Consider the following 14,284-nt stretch of genomic DNA (forward strand, 5'->3'; position numbering starts at 1 on the left):
CTATTTCGGCGCCGTGGTCGAACGCACCTGCGGGTCGAACAGCACCATCGTCCGCCTGGGGTTCGGGTCGTCGTAGCTGCTGCCGATCCACACATAGGCGCCGATGGTGACGTCGACGAGCAGGTCGGCGCTGTTGCCGGGCGTCGGCACGGTCTGGGTGAAGGTGACCTGCATGTCGCCGCTGTCGCTGCTGAAGTCGCCGTCGGGCGGCAGGGGGGCGTCGCAGGGGGCGACATAGGCCGGGGGCAGCAGCGGATTGAAGCCGTCGCACAGGTTGGGGCTGATGAAGCGCTCCGGCATGACCGGACTGGCGATGGCGTCGGCGGCGAGCGTGTAGCCGACGGTGCTGGTGCAGTAGATGCGGCCGCTCCAGGCAATGCCCTGGACCACGTGCGGGAAGTTCGCGCCACGGGAGTAGCTGGTGAAGCGCAGCTGGTAGCTGACCGTGCCGTCGAGCGTGCCGCCGCCGTCCGTCGGTGTGGTCTGCGGCTTGCGCACATAGCCCAGCACTTCGTAGGGCAGCAGGCCCATGAACTCGCTCGCGCCGCCGTTCTGGTAGATGCGGGCATAGCGCAGCGCGGCCAGCTGGGGCTCGTTGGGGGCTACCGGCGGGTACACGATGATCGTGCAGGTGCTGGCGTTGACCGGCGTATCGAACTTGCCGCGCGGATTGACATGCGGGGTGGGGACGTACTGGATGCTCATGGGCGCTTGCCTTGGTGGTGGGTCAATCGTCGGGCCTGCCGGCGGCGGCCAGTTCCCGGCCGCGATAGCCGTTGCGCGCGAGCAGGGTGGCCAGTTCGCGCGTGGCGGCATCGGGAGCCTGGCCGGGTTCGGTCAGCGCGAGCCGGGCGGCGAGCCGGGCCGGCAGGAAGTCGTTGCCGAGCAGCGGCGCGCGTTCGAGCCGGGCGAGCGAGTCGGCGAGGGCGGCGCGCGCGCGGCTGATGCGCAGCGGGTTGCCTTCGCGCCGGGCGAGCGCGAGGTGGTCGCGAAGCAGGGCGCCGAGCGCCGGCTCGGCACGCGGCTCGGCCGAGGCGAGCAGGCCGATGCCGCGCGCGAGCGCCGCGTCGGCGGCGCCAAGATCATTGGCGGCAAGCGCGAGCCGCGCGAGCTGGCGCAGGCAGCGACCGGCGTCGATGGCAGTGGCCACCGGCACATCGCGTTCGAGCATGGGCGCGAGGCGGGCGAGTGCGGCCTCGACCTGGCGCCGGTCGCGTTCGCGCGCGCCGGGCGTGGCGGCGAACGCCAGCTCGGCTTCGCGGCAGTCGAGCTGGGCGCGGCGGCGCTGCCATTCGGGCCGGCCGGGGTCGATGGCGAGCGCGCGGTCGAGGTAGTCGCGCGCGACGCGAACGCGGTCGAGCGCGCCGGCGTCGTCGCCGAGGTCGGCGAGCCACATCGCCTGCTGGGCGGCGAGCACGCTGGCGCGCGATTGCCAGTCGGCCTCGCCGCGACGGCGCTCGGCGATCGGCGCGATCAGCGCGAAGCCGGCGCGCGCGAATTCGAGCGCGCGTGCCGGCGCCGGCCGGTTGCCGTGGGCATTGGCGAGCCAGGAGAGCGTGTCGGCGAGGTCGGCGCCGAGCAGGTCGTCGTCCTCGTGGGTCGTGCGGAGCTGGCGCTTGAGCCGCACCGACTGGTCGAAGGCGGCGATGGCGTCGTCGAGCCGGCCCTGGGCGAGCGCGACGCTGCCGAGGCTGGACAGGGCATAGGACTGCTCGGTCATCGCATCGCGGTCGGTCGGGCGCAGTTCGGCCCAGCGGTCGGCGGTGGCGCGGTAGAGCCCGAAGTACTGGCCGGCGGTGGCGAAGTCGCGCCGGTCGTAGCCGATCTGGCCCATCCAGAAGCGAAGCTCGCCCAGCAGCTTGAGCAGGCCGATGTCGTCGATGCGCGCCGGGTCGTCGGGCAGCAGGGCCAGTGCGGCTCGCAGCCGCAGCTCGGCGGCATCGGTCTCGCCGCGCGCCTGCTCGACCTCGGCGCCGACCTGCAAGGCCCGCGCGCGTGCCATGCGCGATCCGAGGTCGCCTTCGCGCCCGCCTTCGGCGAGAAAGCGCAGCGCCTGGCTGCTGACGTCCTCGAGCAGGTCGAGCCGGCCGATCGGCCTGAGCTTGTCGGCCAGCCCGCCGACCATGAAGCTCATCAGCCCCTCGGCCTCGCGGCGGCGCGCATCGGCCACTTGGCGCGCCTCGAAGGCGATGGCGGCGAGCAGCGTGGCCACCAGCGCCAGCAGCGCGAGCGCGCCGATCGCGAGCTTGCGGCGGCGGCGCAGGCCGCGCGCGCGCTCGGCCGAGGCGGCGAGCCAGCGCGTCTCGTCGGGCGTGAGGTCGAGTTCGGCGGCGGCGAGCAGCTCGGTGGCTTCGTCGAGCTGACGGCCCGGCGGCAGCAGGAAGTCGGGCGATTCGTCTTCGTGCGACCAGCGCGCCACCAGCGGCGTGATGCGCGCGCGCAACCGCAGCGCGGCGCGGTGGCTTTCGATCCAGGCGGTGGCGCGCGGCCAGTGACGGAACAGCGCCTCGTGGCTGACCGAGAAGCAGGGTTCGCCGTCGATGAACTCGGTGACGAGCAGGCGCGCCGCCACCAGCGCGTCGAGCAGCCGGCGCTCGTGGCTGCCGCCCAGTTCGGCGAAACGGGCGCGGCGCGCGCTCACATGGTCGCCGTCGTCGAGCACGAGCATGCGCGACATGAGTCGCCCGAGCGCCTGCTGCGCCTCCGCCGGCAACGCCGCGACGGTGTGCTCGGCGCGCTGGCCGATCGCGCCCTCGACGCCGCCCATCGCGCGATAGGCCGCGAAGGTGAGCCGGCCGCGTTCGTCGCGGCTGCGGTAGAGCTCGGCCAGCGCGTATTCGAGCAGCGGCAGCACCTCGTTGCCGCGGGCGGCGGCATCGCGCAGCTCGTCGTCGAGGCGGGCACCGCCGGCATCGACCTCGAAGCTCAGGCCGGCCGCGAGCGCCGGGTGCCGGATCATCTGGGCCAGTTCGGCCGGCGTGGGCGGCGGCACGTCGAACTGGCCGGCACCCGCGCGCAGCGGCGACAGTGCCGCGAGCCGCGTGATGTCGGGATAGAACTCGTTGCGGCAGGCCGCGAGCACGAACACGCGCGGGCAGGCCGCGAGCCGCGCCAGCATCTCGACGAAGGCGGCGCGCGCGGCCGCCGTGAAGCCGGGCAGGGTGAACAGATGCTCGAAGGGATCGATCAGCAGATAGAGCCGCCCCGCCGGCGCGCCGCCGCCGGCCCGCGCCGCGAGCAGCGCCTCGACGGCCGATTCGGGCGCGACGCTCAGCCAGTCGGTGTCGACCGTCTGGCCGGGCACGAGCGCCGTTTCCAGCAGCGCCGCAAGCTGGTGCCAGGCGTCATGCCGTTCACCGGGCATGTCGAGCCGCCAGTGCAGCACCGCCGCCGGGCGCGCCGGATGCTCGGGCGCGAGGCTGTCGAGCCGCGCCATCAGCCCGGCGCGCAGCAGCGAGGTCTTGCCGCAGCCGCTGGAGCCGAGCACGAGCAGGAAGCCGTTGCCCGCCGCGCACTGCCGGCCGACCCGCTCCGCCAAGTCGGCCACCGCGCGGTCGCGTCCGAAGAAGCAGTCGGAATGGCTGCTGTCGAAAGCCTCCAGCCCGCGAAACGGACTCGCCGACGGCGCCTGCAGCGGCGAGATATCGATGCCCGCGTCAAGCAATTGCACCGGCTGCATCAGCCGATAGCCGCGCTTGCGGATCGTCTCGATATAGATCGGCCGGGTCGCGCTATCGCCCAGCACACGCCGCAATTGGGCAATCGTCTTGTGCAGCGGGTTGTCGCCGGTATCGATGCCGGCCCAGCATTGATCGAGCAATTGGTCGGCCGAAATGACCGCGCCATTGCCTTCTGCCAGACAGACCAGCACATCCATGCAGCGCGGCTCCACCTGGGCGCGCAGGCCGGCGCGCACGAGCGCGTTCTCGGCCGGAAATGCCAGCCAGTCGCCAAGGCGGAATGGCCGGGTTTCGGCGACGGCAAGGGGTGAAGCGCGAAGGCGATCCATGGGCAGCACGCGTGGGTTGCTGGAAAGACGGCGAGTCGGACCCTGGCGCGGAAAAGGGGCGGGCAAAGGCTAGCCAGCACCGCCGGCGATCCCGGACGGATGCGTCAAAAACTGTGAATTAATTCACGCAGGAAACGGTGTCACCCGAAATCGGATGGCGATTGGCCATTGGCTTGCTTGCCGGATTGCGACCGATTCGTTTGCGCCAATCGTGCAAGGTGAACGTCATTTTTTTGAATTTTCATATTCCGGAACCATCTTGGCGGCAGGCCGATAAGCTGCATCGGCAATCCACCGGCAATTGCCCTGCCGAATCGCCGGTTCGGCCGTCTGCCCGAAAGGCCATTCCCGGCGATCTGCAATGGCGAAATGCGGAACATGCCGCAAGCCGAGGATGTAATTGCCCTATTCAGCGATGCAGGGATTCGCTCCCTAACAAAAAGCTATTACATTCAATTACGCGAGCTGTTCGTGCGAGCGGCCCGCGTCTTCCGTTTCCATCCAGGAGAGCCGTCCTGTGGGCATGCTGCTCAATGCTGTGACGGGCGAGTGCGTCGTCCTGCGTTCGAATCATGTGTTCGGCCGCGATGCCATGCGATCCGACACCCATATTCCCGACCCCGAAGTGTCGATGATGCATGCCGTCGCGCGCTGGCGTGATGGCGGCTGGGCCGTCGCCGATCACAGCCGCAACGGCACCATCGTCGACGGTCGCTTCCTGTCGAAAGGGCAATGGGTGCCGCTCAGGATCGATCAGCAGCTGCGTTTCGGTTCCAGCCCGGCAAGCCAGTTTCGCGTCGCCGACCTGGCGCCGCCCGGCAGTCTGCTGGTGTGCGATGCGCCGGGTGTCAAGCCGATCCCGCTGCAACGCAACAACCTGCTGCCGTCGGCGGAAGAGCCCGAGCTGTCGATCTACCAGAGCGACACCGGTCACTGGATGCTCGAACGCGAAGGCGAGGCCCAGGTCCTCGGCTCCGGCGCAACCCTCGACCTCGCCGGCCAGCGCTACCGGCTGCTGCTTTCCGACGAGGTGGACGAGACTCGCGCCGAACTGGTCGGCAGCCAGCTCGGCGCGCCCCGACTGTGCTTCCGGCTCAGCCTGGATGAAGAACACACCCAACTGCGCGTCACCCACGGTGCCCACGAGGCCGATCTGGGCGAACGCATGCACCACTACTGCCTGGTCACGCTGGCGCGCCGACGGTTGGCCGACGCGCATGCCGGCATCGGGCCGGCCGACCAGGGCTGGCTTGCCGGCAGCGATCTCGCGCGCATGCTCGGCATGGACATCCAGCATGTGAACGTGCAGATCTTCCGGGCCCGCAACCAGCTCATGGCGGCACTGCCGTCGGCGGTGCAACTCGCCAACATCGTCGAGCGCCGGCGCGGCAGCCTGAGGCTCGGCGGTTTCGGCTTCGGGATCTTCCGCGGCGATGCGCTCGAAGGCGAATTCATGCCCGAGGCCATGGTCGGCGAGGACGTCTGATGGGGGCCGCACCCGTGCCGTCGCTGCCTGGTTATGCGCTGCTCGGTTTCCTGGGCGAAGGCACGAGCGGCAGCGTGCACCGCGCGCGTCACCTGAGCACCGGGCAGGACGTGGCGATCAAGCTGCTGCGTCGCCCGGCCGATGACGACGCCGCCGCGCGCGGCCAGCGTGATGCCCGCTTCCTGCGCGAGACCCAGCTTTGCGCGCGCCTGCACCATCCGCACATCGTGCGCATGCTTGATCGCGGCGAGACGGCGGCCGGCGAGCATTTCGCGGTGTTCGAGTACGTCGACGGCGAGACGCTGCGCGACCTGCTGCTGCGCGGCGGTCCGCTGGCACCGGCCGAGGCGGCCGAGCTGATGGCCCAGGTGCTCGACGCGCTGGTGGCGGCCCACGGCCAGGGTGTGGTGCACCGCGACCTGAAGCCGCTCAACATCATGGTCACGCGCACCGGCGCGCGCGCCCACGCCAAGGTGCTTGACTTCGGCATCGGCACGATCGCCGGCGAGCTGGCACCGGCCGAAGCGCGCGACGCCGGCCTCGCGCTGGGCACGCCGCGCTATGTCGCGCCCGAGCAGTTGCGCGGCGAGCCGGCCACGGCGCGTTCCGATCTCTATGCCTGGGGCCTGATCCTGGTCGAATGCCTGACCGGCGCGCCGGTCGTGCGCGGCGAGTCGCTGGCTCAGATCTATCACCAGCATCTCAGTCCGAACGAGGTACCGCTGCCGGCGGCGCTCGCGGGTCATCCGCTCGGCGGGTTGCTGCGGCGCGTGCTGGCCAAGAATCCGCGCGAGCGCGTCTCCGAGGCGCGCGAGCTGTACGAGCAGCTGCGCCAGATTCCGCTGTCCGACCTTGATCCGCGCCAGATACGCGTGGGCGCCGATTCCGGTCTGGTCGGGTTCGCCAGCGCCACCGACGCAACCCGCGTCGCGGCCGGCGCGCCTCAGCATCGGCGCCAGATCACGATGCTCTGCCTCGATCTGCGCATCTCGGCGGGCGAGGGCGCCCGACCCGACGGCCAGTTGCTCGACGAACTGCTCGACGACCAGCTGCTGCAATGCCATGACGCCTGCCTCGCGGCCGGCGCCTTCGCCGCCGGCGCGCTCGGCGGCATGCGGCTCTATTACTTCGGCTATCCGCTCGCGGCCGACAGCGCGGCACGCAGCGCGGCGCGCACCGCGCTCGAACTTCTGGGGCAGCTCGGTCAGCGCGCGCGCCGCATCGAGCGGCGCGACGGCGTGCAGCTCAGCCTGCGCATCGGACTGCACACCGGCGTCGTGCTCGCGCGGCTCGGCCAGGTGCCGGCCGGCGTGGCCGCCACGGTGGCGACCCGGCTCGCGGCCGGCGCGATGCCGGGCAGCATCGCCGCCAGCGAGGGTGCGCGCGGCCTGCTCGAGCGCGATTTCCTGTTCGAGGCCACGGCCGAAGCGGCCGTCGGTGACGAGGCGGCGGTCTGGCAGCTCGTGGCCGAACGCGAATCGCTCGCCGACAGTCCCGAGGCCGGTACCCGTCCGCTGCTCGGGCGCGCCGCCGAGCTGGGCACGGTGCTGTCGGTGTGGGATCGCGCGCGCGCCGGCGCGGCCTGCGCGCTGCTGCTCAGCGGCGAGCCGGGCCTGGGCAAGTCGCGGCTCGCCCAGGCGCTGCGCGCCCGCATCCAGGCCGACGGCGGGCACAGCTGGCAGCTCACCTGCCTGCCCGAACAGCGCAACACCGCGCTCTATCCCTTCATGCGCTGGCTGTCGGCCCAGCTGCGGCTCGATGTAGTGGCCGAACCCCAGAGCGCGACGCGTCGTCTGGCCGAAGCGCTGGGCGGCATCGGTGGCGATGACGAGGCGGTGGCGGTGCTCGGCGCCTGGCTCGGCCTGCCGCCGCGCCCCGACCAGCCGCCGGTGCTGCTCGCGCCCCAGCGCCAGCGCCAGCTCGTGCTGGACACGCTGCACAACCTGCTGCACGCCCTGTCGGGCGGGCCGGCCGTGGTCGTGATCGAGGACGTGCACTGGATCGACCCGACCAGCCGCGAACTGCTCGACCGCCTCGTCGCCGAGGCGCCCTCAGGCCGGCTCGGCCTGCTGCTCACCACCCGTCCCGAAGGCGGTTACCAGCCCTCGGTCGACCGGCTGCAGCTCGGCGCGCTCGCGCCGTCGGAGGCCGCCGCGCTCGCGCGCGCGCTGCCAGGCGCCGAGGCGCTCGACGTTGGCGAGATCGAGCAGATCGTCGCGCGCGCCGAGGGCAATCCGCTCTATCTCACCGAGCTGACACGCGCCCGCATCGGTCGGCGTGCCGGCCAAGGCGCCGATGCCGACCCGATCCCGGCCAGCCTGCGCGACGTGCTCGGCCAGGCGCTCGACCGACTCGGGCCCGCCAAGGAAACGGCCCAGCTCGCCGCCGTGCTCGGCCGCGATTTCGACCTCGGGCTGCTGCTGTCGGTCGCGCTGCGCGACGAGGCCAGCGTGCAGGATGACCTCGAACTCATGGAGCTGGCCGATCTCGCCGGGCGCCAGCGCCGGGTCCAGGGCGACAGCTTCAGCTTCCGCCATGCGCTCATCTGCGATGCGGCCTACGACTCCATGACCACGCAGTTCCGCGAGCAGACGCATGCCCGCGTCGCGCGCGTGCTGGAAGCGGTCGATCCGGAAGGCAACGCGGTTGCGCTGGCACGGCACTACGCCGGTGCCAGCATGCACGAGGCCTCGGTGCGGCATGGCACGCGCGCGGCCTTCATCGCGCTCGGCCGCGCGCTCTACGACGAAGCGCTCGGTCATGCCGAGGTGGCCCGCGGTCGCCTCGACCGCCTGCCGACGGAGGTGCGTGCACCGGCCGAGCTCGAACTCGGCCTCATCACCACCCAGGCCATGATGTATCGCTACGGCTGGACGGACCCCCGGGTGCGCGAGACTGTCCAGCACACGCAAAGCCTGCTGACCAGCGCCGGATCGAGCGAGCAACGTTTCACCGCCCTCTGGGCGCTGGCGATCTACTACCACTGCGCCAGCGACCGCAGCCTGATGCGCGCCCCGGTAGCCCAGCTCGTTGCCATCGCCGAGGCGTCCGGCGATGCCCGCCTGCGTCGTGCCGCCTACACCATGGACGGCTCCTGCGCCTGGATCGACGGCCGTTACCCCGATGCCGCCAAGGCTTTCAGACGTGTGCTCGCCGAGCCGCGCGCCGAGGCGGGCGCGGATGTCGCGCATTACGCGCTCGATTGCCGGCCCTGGAGCGAAGCGTCGCTGGCGCTGGTCATCTGGTTCATCGATGGCGACCGGGAGGCCGCGCTCGCACACTCCGACGCGGCGCTCGCCGAAGCTGTTACCTGCGCGCACGTGCCAACGCTCGGGATCGTGCTGATGTACCGGGTACTGCTGCATCAGTACATGCAGGATCGCGCCGGCATGCAGGCGGCCTGCGGGAGATTGCTGGAACTCTCCCGTCGCTACGGGTTGCCGGCGGTCGAGGCCTACGGCGCCATCCTCGACTGCTGGCTGCGCGAGGACGTGGCATCCATGACCGGGATTCTCGGCGCGCTCGATGCCATGGGCTGCATGCTCGGCCTGACCTATTACCGTTCCCTCGCAGGCGATCTGCTTGCGCGAGAGGGCCGTCTCGACGAGGCGATCGCCTGCCTGGATGAGTGCTTCGAACGCGCTCACCGCATCGGCGAGCGCTACTACGAGCCGGAACTTGCCATCCAGCAGGCTGGCAACCACCTCGCGCGCGGCCGGTCCGATGCGCGCCAGCAGGCGGCCCGTCTGCTGGAGCACGCCATCGAAGTCGCGCGTGTGAACGGCATGGTCGTGTCGGGCAGGCGTGCCGCCGCGATGCTGGGCCGGCTGGGCTGAGCTTCGCGGCGATGCAGGTGCCGCCTCGGGCGGCTGCCCAAATCCAACCCACGGAGCACACCCACGATGTCCAACAAGGCGCAGCACGGGACCTACGACAAGTTCCTCGAATACCGGGCAGTCATCATGCAAGCGATTGCAAAGGCCTGGAGCAACGAAAGTTTCTACCGCGAGCTGGTGGCCGATCCGCGCGCCGCGCTGCTCGAACACTTCGGCTACGAGGTGCCGTTCAAGATCGCGATCGAGATCGATACCGAGTCCGACGAATGGCTGCCCACCACGGTGGCCGACTGGAAGGTGCTCAAGAACAACCGCCTGCGCATGGTGCTGCCGCCCGCGCCGCCGGTCGAGGAGCGCATCGAGGCCCTGGCCGACTACAACCGCTACCACCTGACCTTCCTGGGTTGAGGAACCAACATGCCACGCAACAACGAACTGCCGTCCTACGAAACCCTGCTCGAGTTCCAGGAAGTCTGGCTTCGCGCCGTCGCGCTTGCCTGGGAGAGTCCCGAGTTCCACCGCGAACTGCTCGCCGATCCGACCGAGGCTCTCCGGCGCAACTTCGCCTACCAGTGCCCATGGATTCTCGACCTGTCGGTCGAGGCGGCCGAGGGCCCCGAGTTCGGCTGGAATGTCGGCAAATCGCCCGTCAAGGGCAGCCGCTGGACCCTGCCGCCGATCATGGCGAGCTTCGGCGTGCCGAAGCGGCCCGAGAAGCTTGCCGAACGCGGCATCGCCTTCGCGGCCTACAACGACGCGAGCCCGACCTACCTGTTCACCTGCTGCTGAGCGCCCCCGGCGCAACGGAGATTGCCGCGCGCGCCCGAACGCGCGCGGCATGAGCGCACATGCTTTCACTCGATCCGGCCGCCGTGCCGACACTCGCGCCGCAGTACACCGCGGTCGCGCTGGATGACCGTTCGGTCATCGTCCAGTCCGAGATCCGCCGCGTCGTGCTCGACGGGGCGGGTGTGGTCGTGCTGCTGGGCGCGATCGATGGCCGATGTGCGGTGGGCGAGCTGGCGCATCGGCTCGCGCCCCGGCTCGATTTCAACGATTTCCGGTCGCTGCTCGACCAGCTCCAGCAGGCGGGTTATCTCGTCGATGCCCGCCGGCAGGCAGGCGACGCGCCGTTCTGGCAGCTGATCGGCCTGCCCGAGGCACCCCGGCGCCTCGCGCGCGGCGTGTACGTGGTCACGGCGGGCGGCGGCATGCGCCATGTGATGGCCACGCTGCCGAACACGCCGGGCCGTGGCGACAGCGTCGAGATCGTCCCCGACAGTGCCGCGCTGCTGCGTCGCGCGCTGGAGACGGCAGGCGTCCAGCTCGCGCAATGGCATGACGGCGCTGCGCTGCGCGTGATCGTCTGTGACGACCTGCTGCATCCCGATGTCGAGCGCCTGTGCACCGATGGGCGCGGCCCGGTGCTACCGGTGAAGCTCTCGGGCGTGATGCCGACGGTCGGGCCGTTGCTCGGCGTCACGGGCGGACCGTGCTGGCACTGTCTCGCCCATGCCCTGCGCTGGAACCGGCCGGTGCAGCGTTTCGTCGAGCATCAGCTGGGTGCTTGCGCCACGGCGCCCACGCTGCGCAGCCGCGCCGGACAGTCGGCCGTCGCGGGTATCGCGGCGCTGGCGATCGCGCAGGCGCTGGCCGGCAGTCCGCGCCTGCGCGAGGCGCTGCTCGCGCTCGATCTCGCCACGCTCCAGACCCAGCCTCACGCGGTCCGGCGCCGCCCGCAGTGCCCGCATTGCGGCGATGCCGATCTGCTGCGTCGACGCGCCGAGCGGCCGCCGGTCCTGGCCAGCACCGACATTGCCTGGCGTGCCGAGGCCGGCTACCGCATCCGCGAACCGCGTGCGACGCTGGAGCGTTACCGCCGCCTGCTCAGTCCGATCACCGGTGTCGTCAACTACCTCCATCCCATGCCCGGACGCCATGCCGGACGGCGCAAGGTCTATGTGTCCGGCTATCAGGTCTGCCCCCAGGAGTTCTCGGGCGAGAACCCGTTCGACAAGGTCTGCGCCGGCAAGGGGCAGACCGATGACCAGTCGATGGCCAGCGCGCTGTGCGAGGCGCTCGAACGCGCGAGCAGCGTCTGGCAGGGCGACGAGCCCGCGCTGCTCGCGACCCGCGCCGATCTGGTCGAGGCCGGCCATGAGGTGCTCGATTTCGGGCTGCTCCAGGGTTTCAGCGCCGACCAGTACGCGCGCCGCGACAGCATCAACGCGCTCACCCCGGACCGCCGACGCCAGGTTCCGCTGCCGCCCGACGACCGCGCGCCGCTGGCCTGGACACCGGCCTGGACACTCGACGGCCGACGCCGCGCCCAGGTACCGCTCGCCTATTGCTACGCCGAGACGCCGCCGGGGCAGGGCAGCGCCTGGGGCATCTACAACCCCAATGGCACCGCTGCCGGCAACTGCCTGGAGGAAGCGGTATTCCAGGGCCTGCTCGAACTGATCGAGCGTGACGCGACCGCGATCTGGTGGTACCACCGTCTGCACCGGCCGGCCGTCGACCTCGACGCGCTGGCCGATCCGTGGATCGACGAGATGCGTGCCGACTATGCCGCCGCCGGCTGGACGCCGCGCCTCATCGACCTCACGCATGACCTGGGCATCCCCGTGTACGCAGCCGTCGCGCATCACGCCGGATTCGACCGGCATGCGATCGGCTTCGGCTGCCATCTCGGCGCCCGGCTCGCGGCGCGGCGCGCCTTCACCGAGCTGAACCAGCTGCTCGACGCGCGACCCGACGCGCCGCATCCCTGGGATCAGGGGCTGCTGCCCGTGGCCGACTTCCTCGCGCCCGCCGGTTGCTGCCAGCTGATCGAACGCATCGACAGTGGCCACGACTTGCGCGACGACATCCGCCTGATCGTCGACCGGCTCGCCGGCGCGGGCCTGACCGCCTGGATGGTGGACAAGACCCGGCCCGACATCGAGCTGGCGGTCGTGCAGGTGATCGTGCCCGGGCTGCGCCATTTCTGGCCTCGCTTCGGCCCGGGTCGGCTGTACGACGTGCCGATCGCGCTCGGTTGGCTCCAGGCGCCCGTCACCGAGGCCGGACTCAATCCGGCGCCGCTTTTCCTGTGAAGCGGCGCCCTTGCACGGATTCGGCGCGGTGAAACGTAATGAACGGTAATTGAGCGTACCAACGGTCGAAACGAGCATGTGTACGTCGGAGCGAAAGCTTCAAAGCACATGACACCGGAGATCAGAGATGGCGCATCACGTCACGCAGTCGCAGGCATCCGCAATCCAGTCCGCCACCGGCGGCTTTCCCGAGCCGGGCACGGTTCGCGTGCTGATGGAGCGACTGCTGAATTCGCCCCAGCTCATCCGCTCGCGTCGCCTCGTGCGACTCATCCAGCACATCGTCGATGCCACGCTCGCGGGCCAGCGCCGCGAACTCAGCGAGATGGCCATCGGGCTGGCGGTGTTCGACCGTGATCCCGCCACCTACAACCCGGCCGAAGACCCGATCGTGCGCGTCCAGGCCCGCCGCCTGCGCGACAAGCTCGCCGCCTACTACGAGGCCGATGGCCGCGACGATGCCTGGCAGATCGTCGTGCCTTGTGGCGGTTACGTTGCCGTGTTTCGCCAGTCGGTCCCGTTCAATCCCCCTGGCCATGTCGCCGGCCGCCGAGCATCCGCGAGCAATGACCTGCTCGCCGCGCCGGCCGCCAGCCTCACGCCCGCTTCCGGAGCGAGCGGCGAGCTGATCGTGGCGCCGCTTGTCAGCCTGAATGTCGAACCGCGCGACCACCGTTTCGTGGATGGCGTCAACGAGGAGTTGATCGGCGCCATCGCCCGTGTCTATGAAGCCGAGGCGCACAGCGGTGTGCCGCTGGCCATTCGTACCCGTCTCGGAACGACGGATCGCCGCGCGCCTGGCGGTGACGGTCGTGCTCATGTGCTCGAAGGCAGCATCCGGCGCGCCGGTAATCGCGCCCGTGCCTCGCTGCGCCTGTCCTGCGCCGATGACGGCCGCGTCCTGTGGGCAGGTCAGTTCGACGAGGCCATCGACGACGAGCTTGCCGCCCAGGAGGCCCTGTGCGCCGCCGTCATCCGCGCGATCGGCACGCTGCGCCCGCTGCTGTGCTGACTGACGGCCTGTGTGCTGTAACAGTCCACCCGCCTGCTCCCCCGCCGCAAGTCGATACGTGCAGGCTCATTCTTCCGCCAGGCCGCATCGCAGCCCGGCAAATGACGAAAGGGAGAATGAATGAACACCCCGACCGTAAGAAAACCTGCTGTCAATCCTGACGAGTCAATTCAGGATGACATCAGCAAGAATCGCCCGGAACAGGATCACTCCGAGGATCTTGTCGATGAAAGTATCGAGGAAAGCTTTCCGGCCAGTGATCCGCCTTCACAGCATGATCCTGATCATGAATGAATGCTGCTCCTGATTAGATCATTCCGTAATTCATAAATTCAGGGCTTGTCCGGACCCCCGGCCGCATCGATTGCGGTCGGGGGTCTTGTTTTGTCGTGACTGATTCTTGCTCTTGCATTCGATTGCGGCTGGAATGGCATCAATTGCGGAACTCGGGTCTGAATGTGGGCTGTTCGTTCACTTCCTGATTCTCGAGGGATTCCGCGCAATTCTCGATCCACTCATCGCCTGACTTCACGAATATGCCTTCGCCCGCAATGTGACTGACTTTCTCTCTCGCAGTCTTGGATTTCGCATGGCCGATGCGGGAGATGGATGCCTGCAATCAACGAGGCATCCCTGTCGATCAGACGGGAATGGCTGGCCCTCGTTTCCGGTAATCATGCTTCGCATTCTGCGAATGAATGGGCCGGCTACCGCTCGATCCAGGCCCTCATACCTGCTCCTGAATCCGTTTCGCGGTGAGCCGCGGTTCCGGCGGTCGATGACCTGTCCGGATGCCTCGGCGGATCGGCCTCGGTTAGTCAGGCACTTTGCGTGAAAAAAATC

General features: G+C 69.8%; 10 protein-coding genes. 7 read left to right on the forward strand and 3 right to left on the reverse strand.

The window, feature by feature from the left end; genetic code table 11:
- The 3 genes from H566_RS0109160 to H566_RS28905 all read right to left on the reverse strand — a co-directional run bounded on the left by H566_RS0109160 (position 1) and on the right by H566_RS28905 (position 4,389).
- On the reverse strand, positions 1–705 hold the full coding sequence (locus H566_RS0109160; RefSeq protein ID WP_028311206.1) for a hypothetical protein: 705 nt from the start codon (positions 703–705) through the stop codon (positions 1–3).
- A 22-nt stretch (positions 706–727) separates the two neighbouring features.
- Complete coding sequence (locus tag H566_RS24010; RefSeq protein ID WP_051378431.1) at positions 728–4,009, reverse strand: nSTAND1 domain-containing NTPase; 3,282 nt, start codon at positions 4,007–4,009, stop codon at positions 728–730.
- A gap of 140 nt (positions 4,010–4,149) precedes the next feature.
- Positions 4,150–4,389, reverse strand: coding sequence for a hypothetical protein (locus H566_RS28905; RefSeq protein WP_156924351.1), 240 nt, complete (start codon positions 4,387–4,389; stop codon positions 4,150–4,152).
- Positions 4,390–4,532: 143 nt separating this feature from the next.
- Between H566_RS28905 and H566_RS24015 the strand changes: the two genes are divergently transcribed.
- The 7 genes from H566_RS24015 to H566_RS28910 all read left to right on the forward strand — a co-directional run bounded on the left by H566_RS24015 (position 4,533) and on the right by H566_RS28910 (position 13,735).
- Positions 4,533–5,495, forward strand: coding sequence for an FHA domain-containing protein (locus H566_RS24015; RefSeq protein ID WP_051378433.1), 963 nt, complete (start codon positions 4,533–4,535; stop codon positions 5,493–5,495).
- Positions 5,495–9,331 carry a TOMM system kinase/cyclase fusion protein gene (locus tag H566_RS24020; RefSeq protein WP_034411014.1) on the forward strand — a complete coding sequence of 1,279 codons (3,837 nt, stop codon included), beginning with the start codon at positions 5,495–5,497 and terminating at the stop codon, positions 9,329–9,331. Before H566_RS24015 ends, H566_RS24020 begins: the two co-directional genes overlap by 1 nt.
- A gap of 66 nt (positions 9,332–9,397) precedes the next feature.
- Positions 9,398–9,739, forward strand: a complete 342-nt coding sequence (locus H566_RS0109180; protein ID WP_028311207.1) for a BMA_0021/BMA_0022 family TOMM bacteriocin — start codon at positions 9,398–9,400, stop codon at positions 9,737–9,739.
- Positions 9,740–9,748: 9 nt separating this feature from the next.
- Positions 9,749–10,120: a BMA_0021/BMA_0022 family TOMM bacteriocin gene (locus tag H566_RS0109185; protein ID WP_028311208.1), complete on the forward strand. Its 372-nt coding sequence runs from the start codon at positions 9,749–9,751 to the stop codon at positions 10,118–10,120.
- A gap of 59 nt (positions 10,121–10,179) precedes the next feature.
- The gene (locus H566_RS24025; RefSeq protein ID WP_051378435.1) at positions 10,180–12,429 is read left to right on the forward strand and encodes a TOMM precursor leader peptide-binding protein; all 2,250 of its coding nucleotides are present in this window, start codon (positions 10,180–10,182) and stop codon (positions 12,427–12,429) included.
- Between the two features lie 127 nt (positions 12,430–12,556).
- A complete protein-coding gene (locus H566_RS0109195; RefSeq protein WP_028311209.1) occupies positions 12,557–13,441 on the forward strand; it encodes a hypothetical protein in 885 nt (294 codons plus the stop codon).
- Between the two features lie 120 nt (positions 13,442–13,561).
- Complete coding sequence (locus H566_RS28910) at positions 13,562–13,735, forward strand: hypothetical protein (protein ID WP_156924352.1); 174 nt, start codon at positions 13,562–13,564, stop codon at positions 13,733–13,735.
- Positions 13,736–14,284 lie beyond the last annotated feature (549 nt).

Source organism: Derxia gummosa DSM 723 (genome assembly GCF_000482785.1).
Taxonomy (GTDB): domain Bacteria; phylum Pseudomonadota; class Gammaproteobacteria; order Burkholderiales; family Burkholderiaceae_E; genus Derxia; species Derxia gummosa.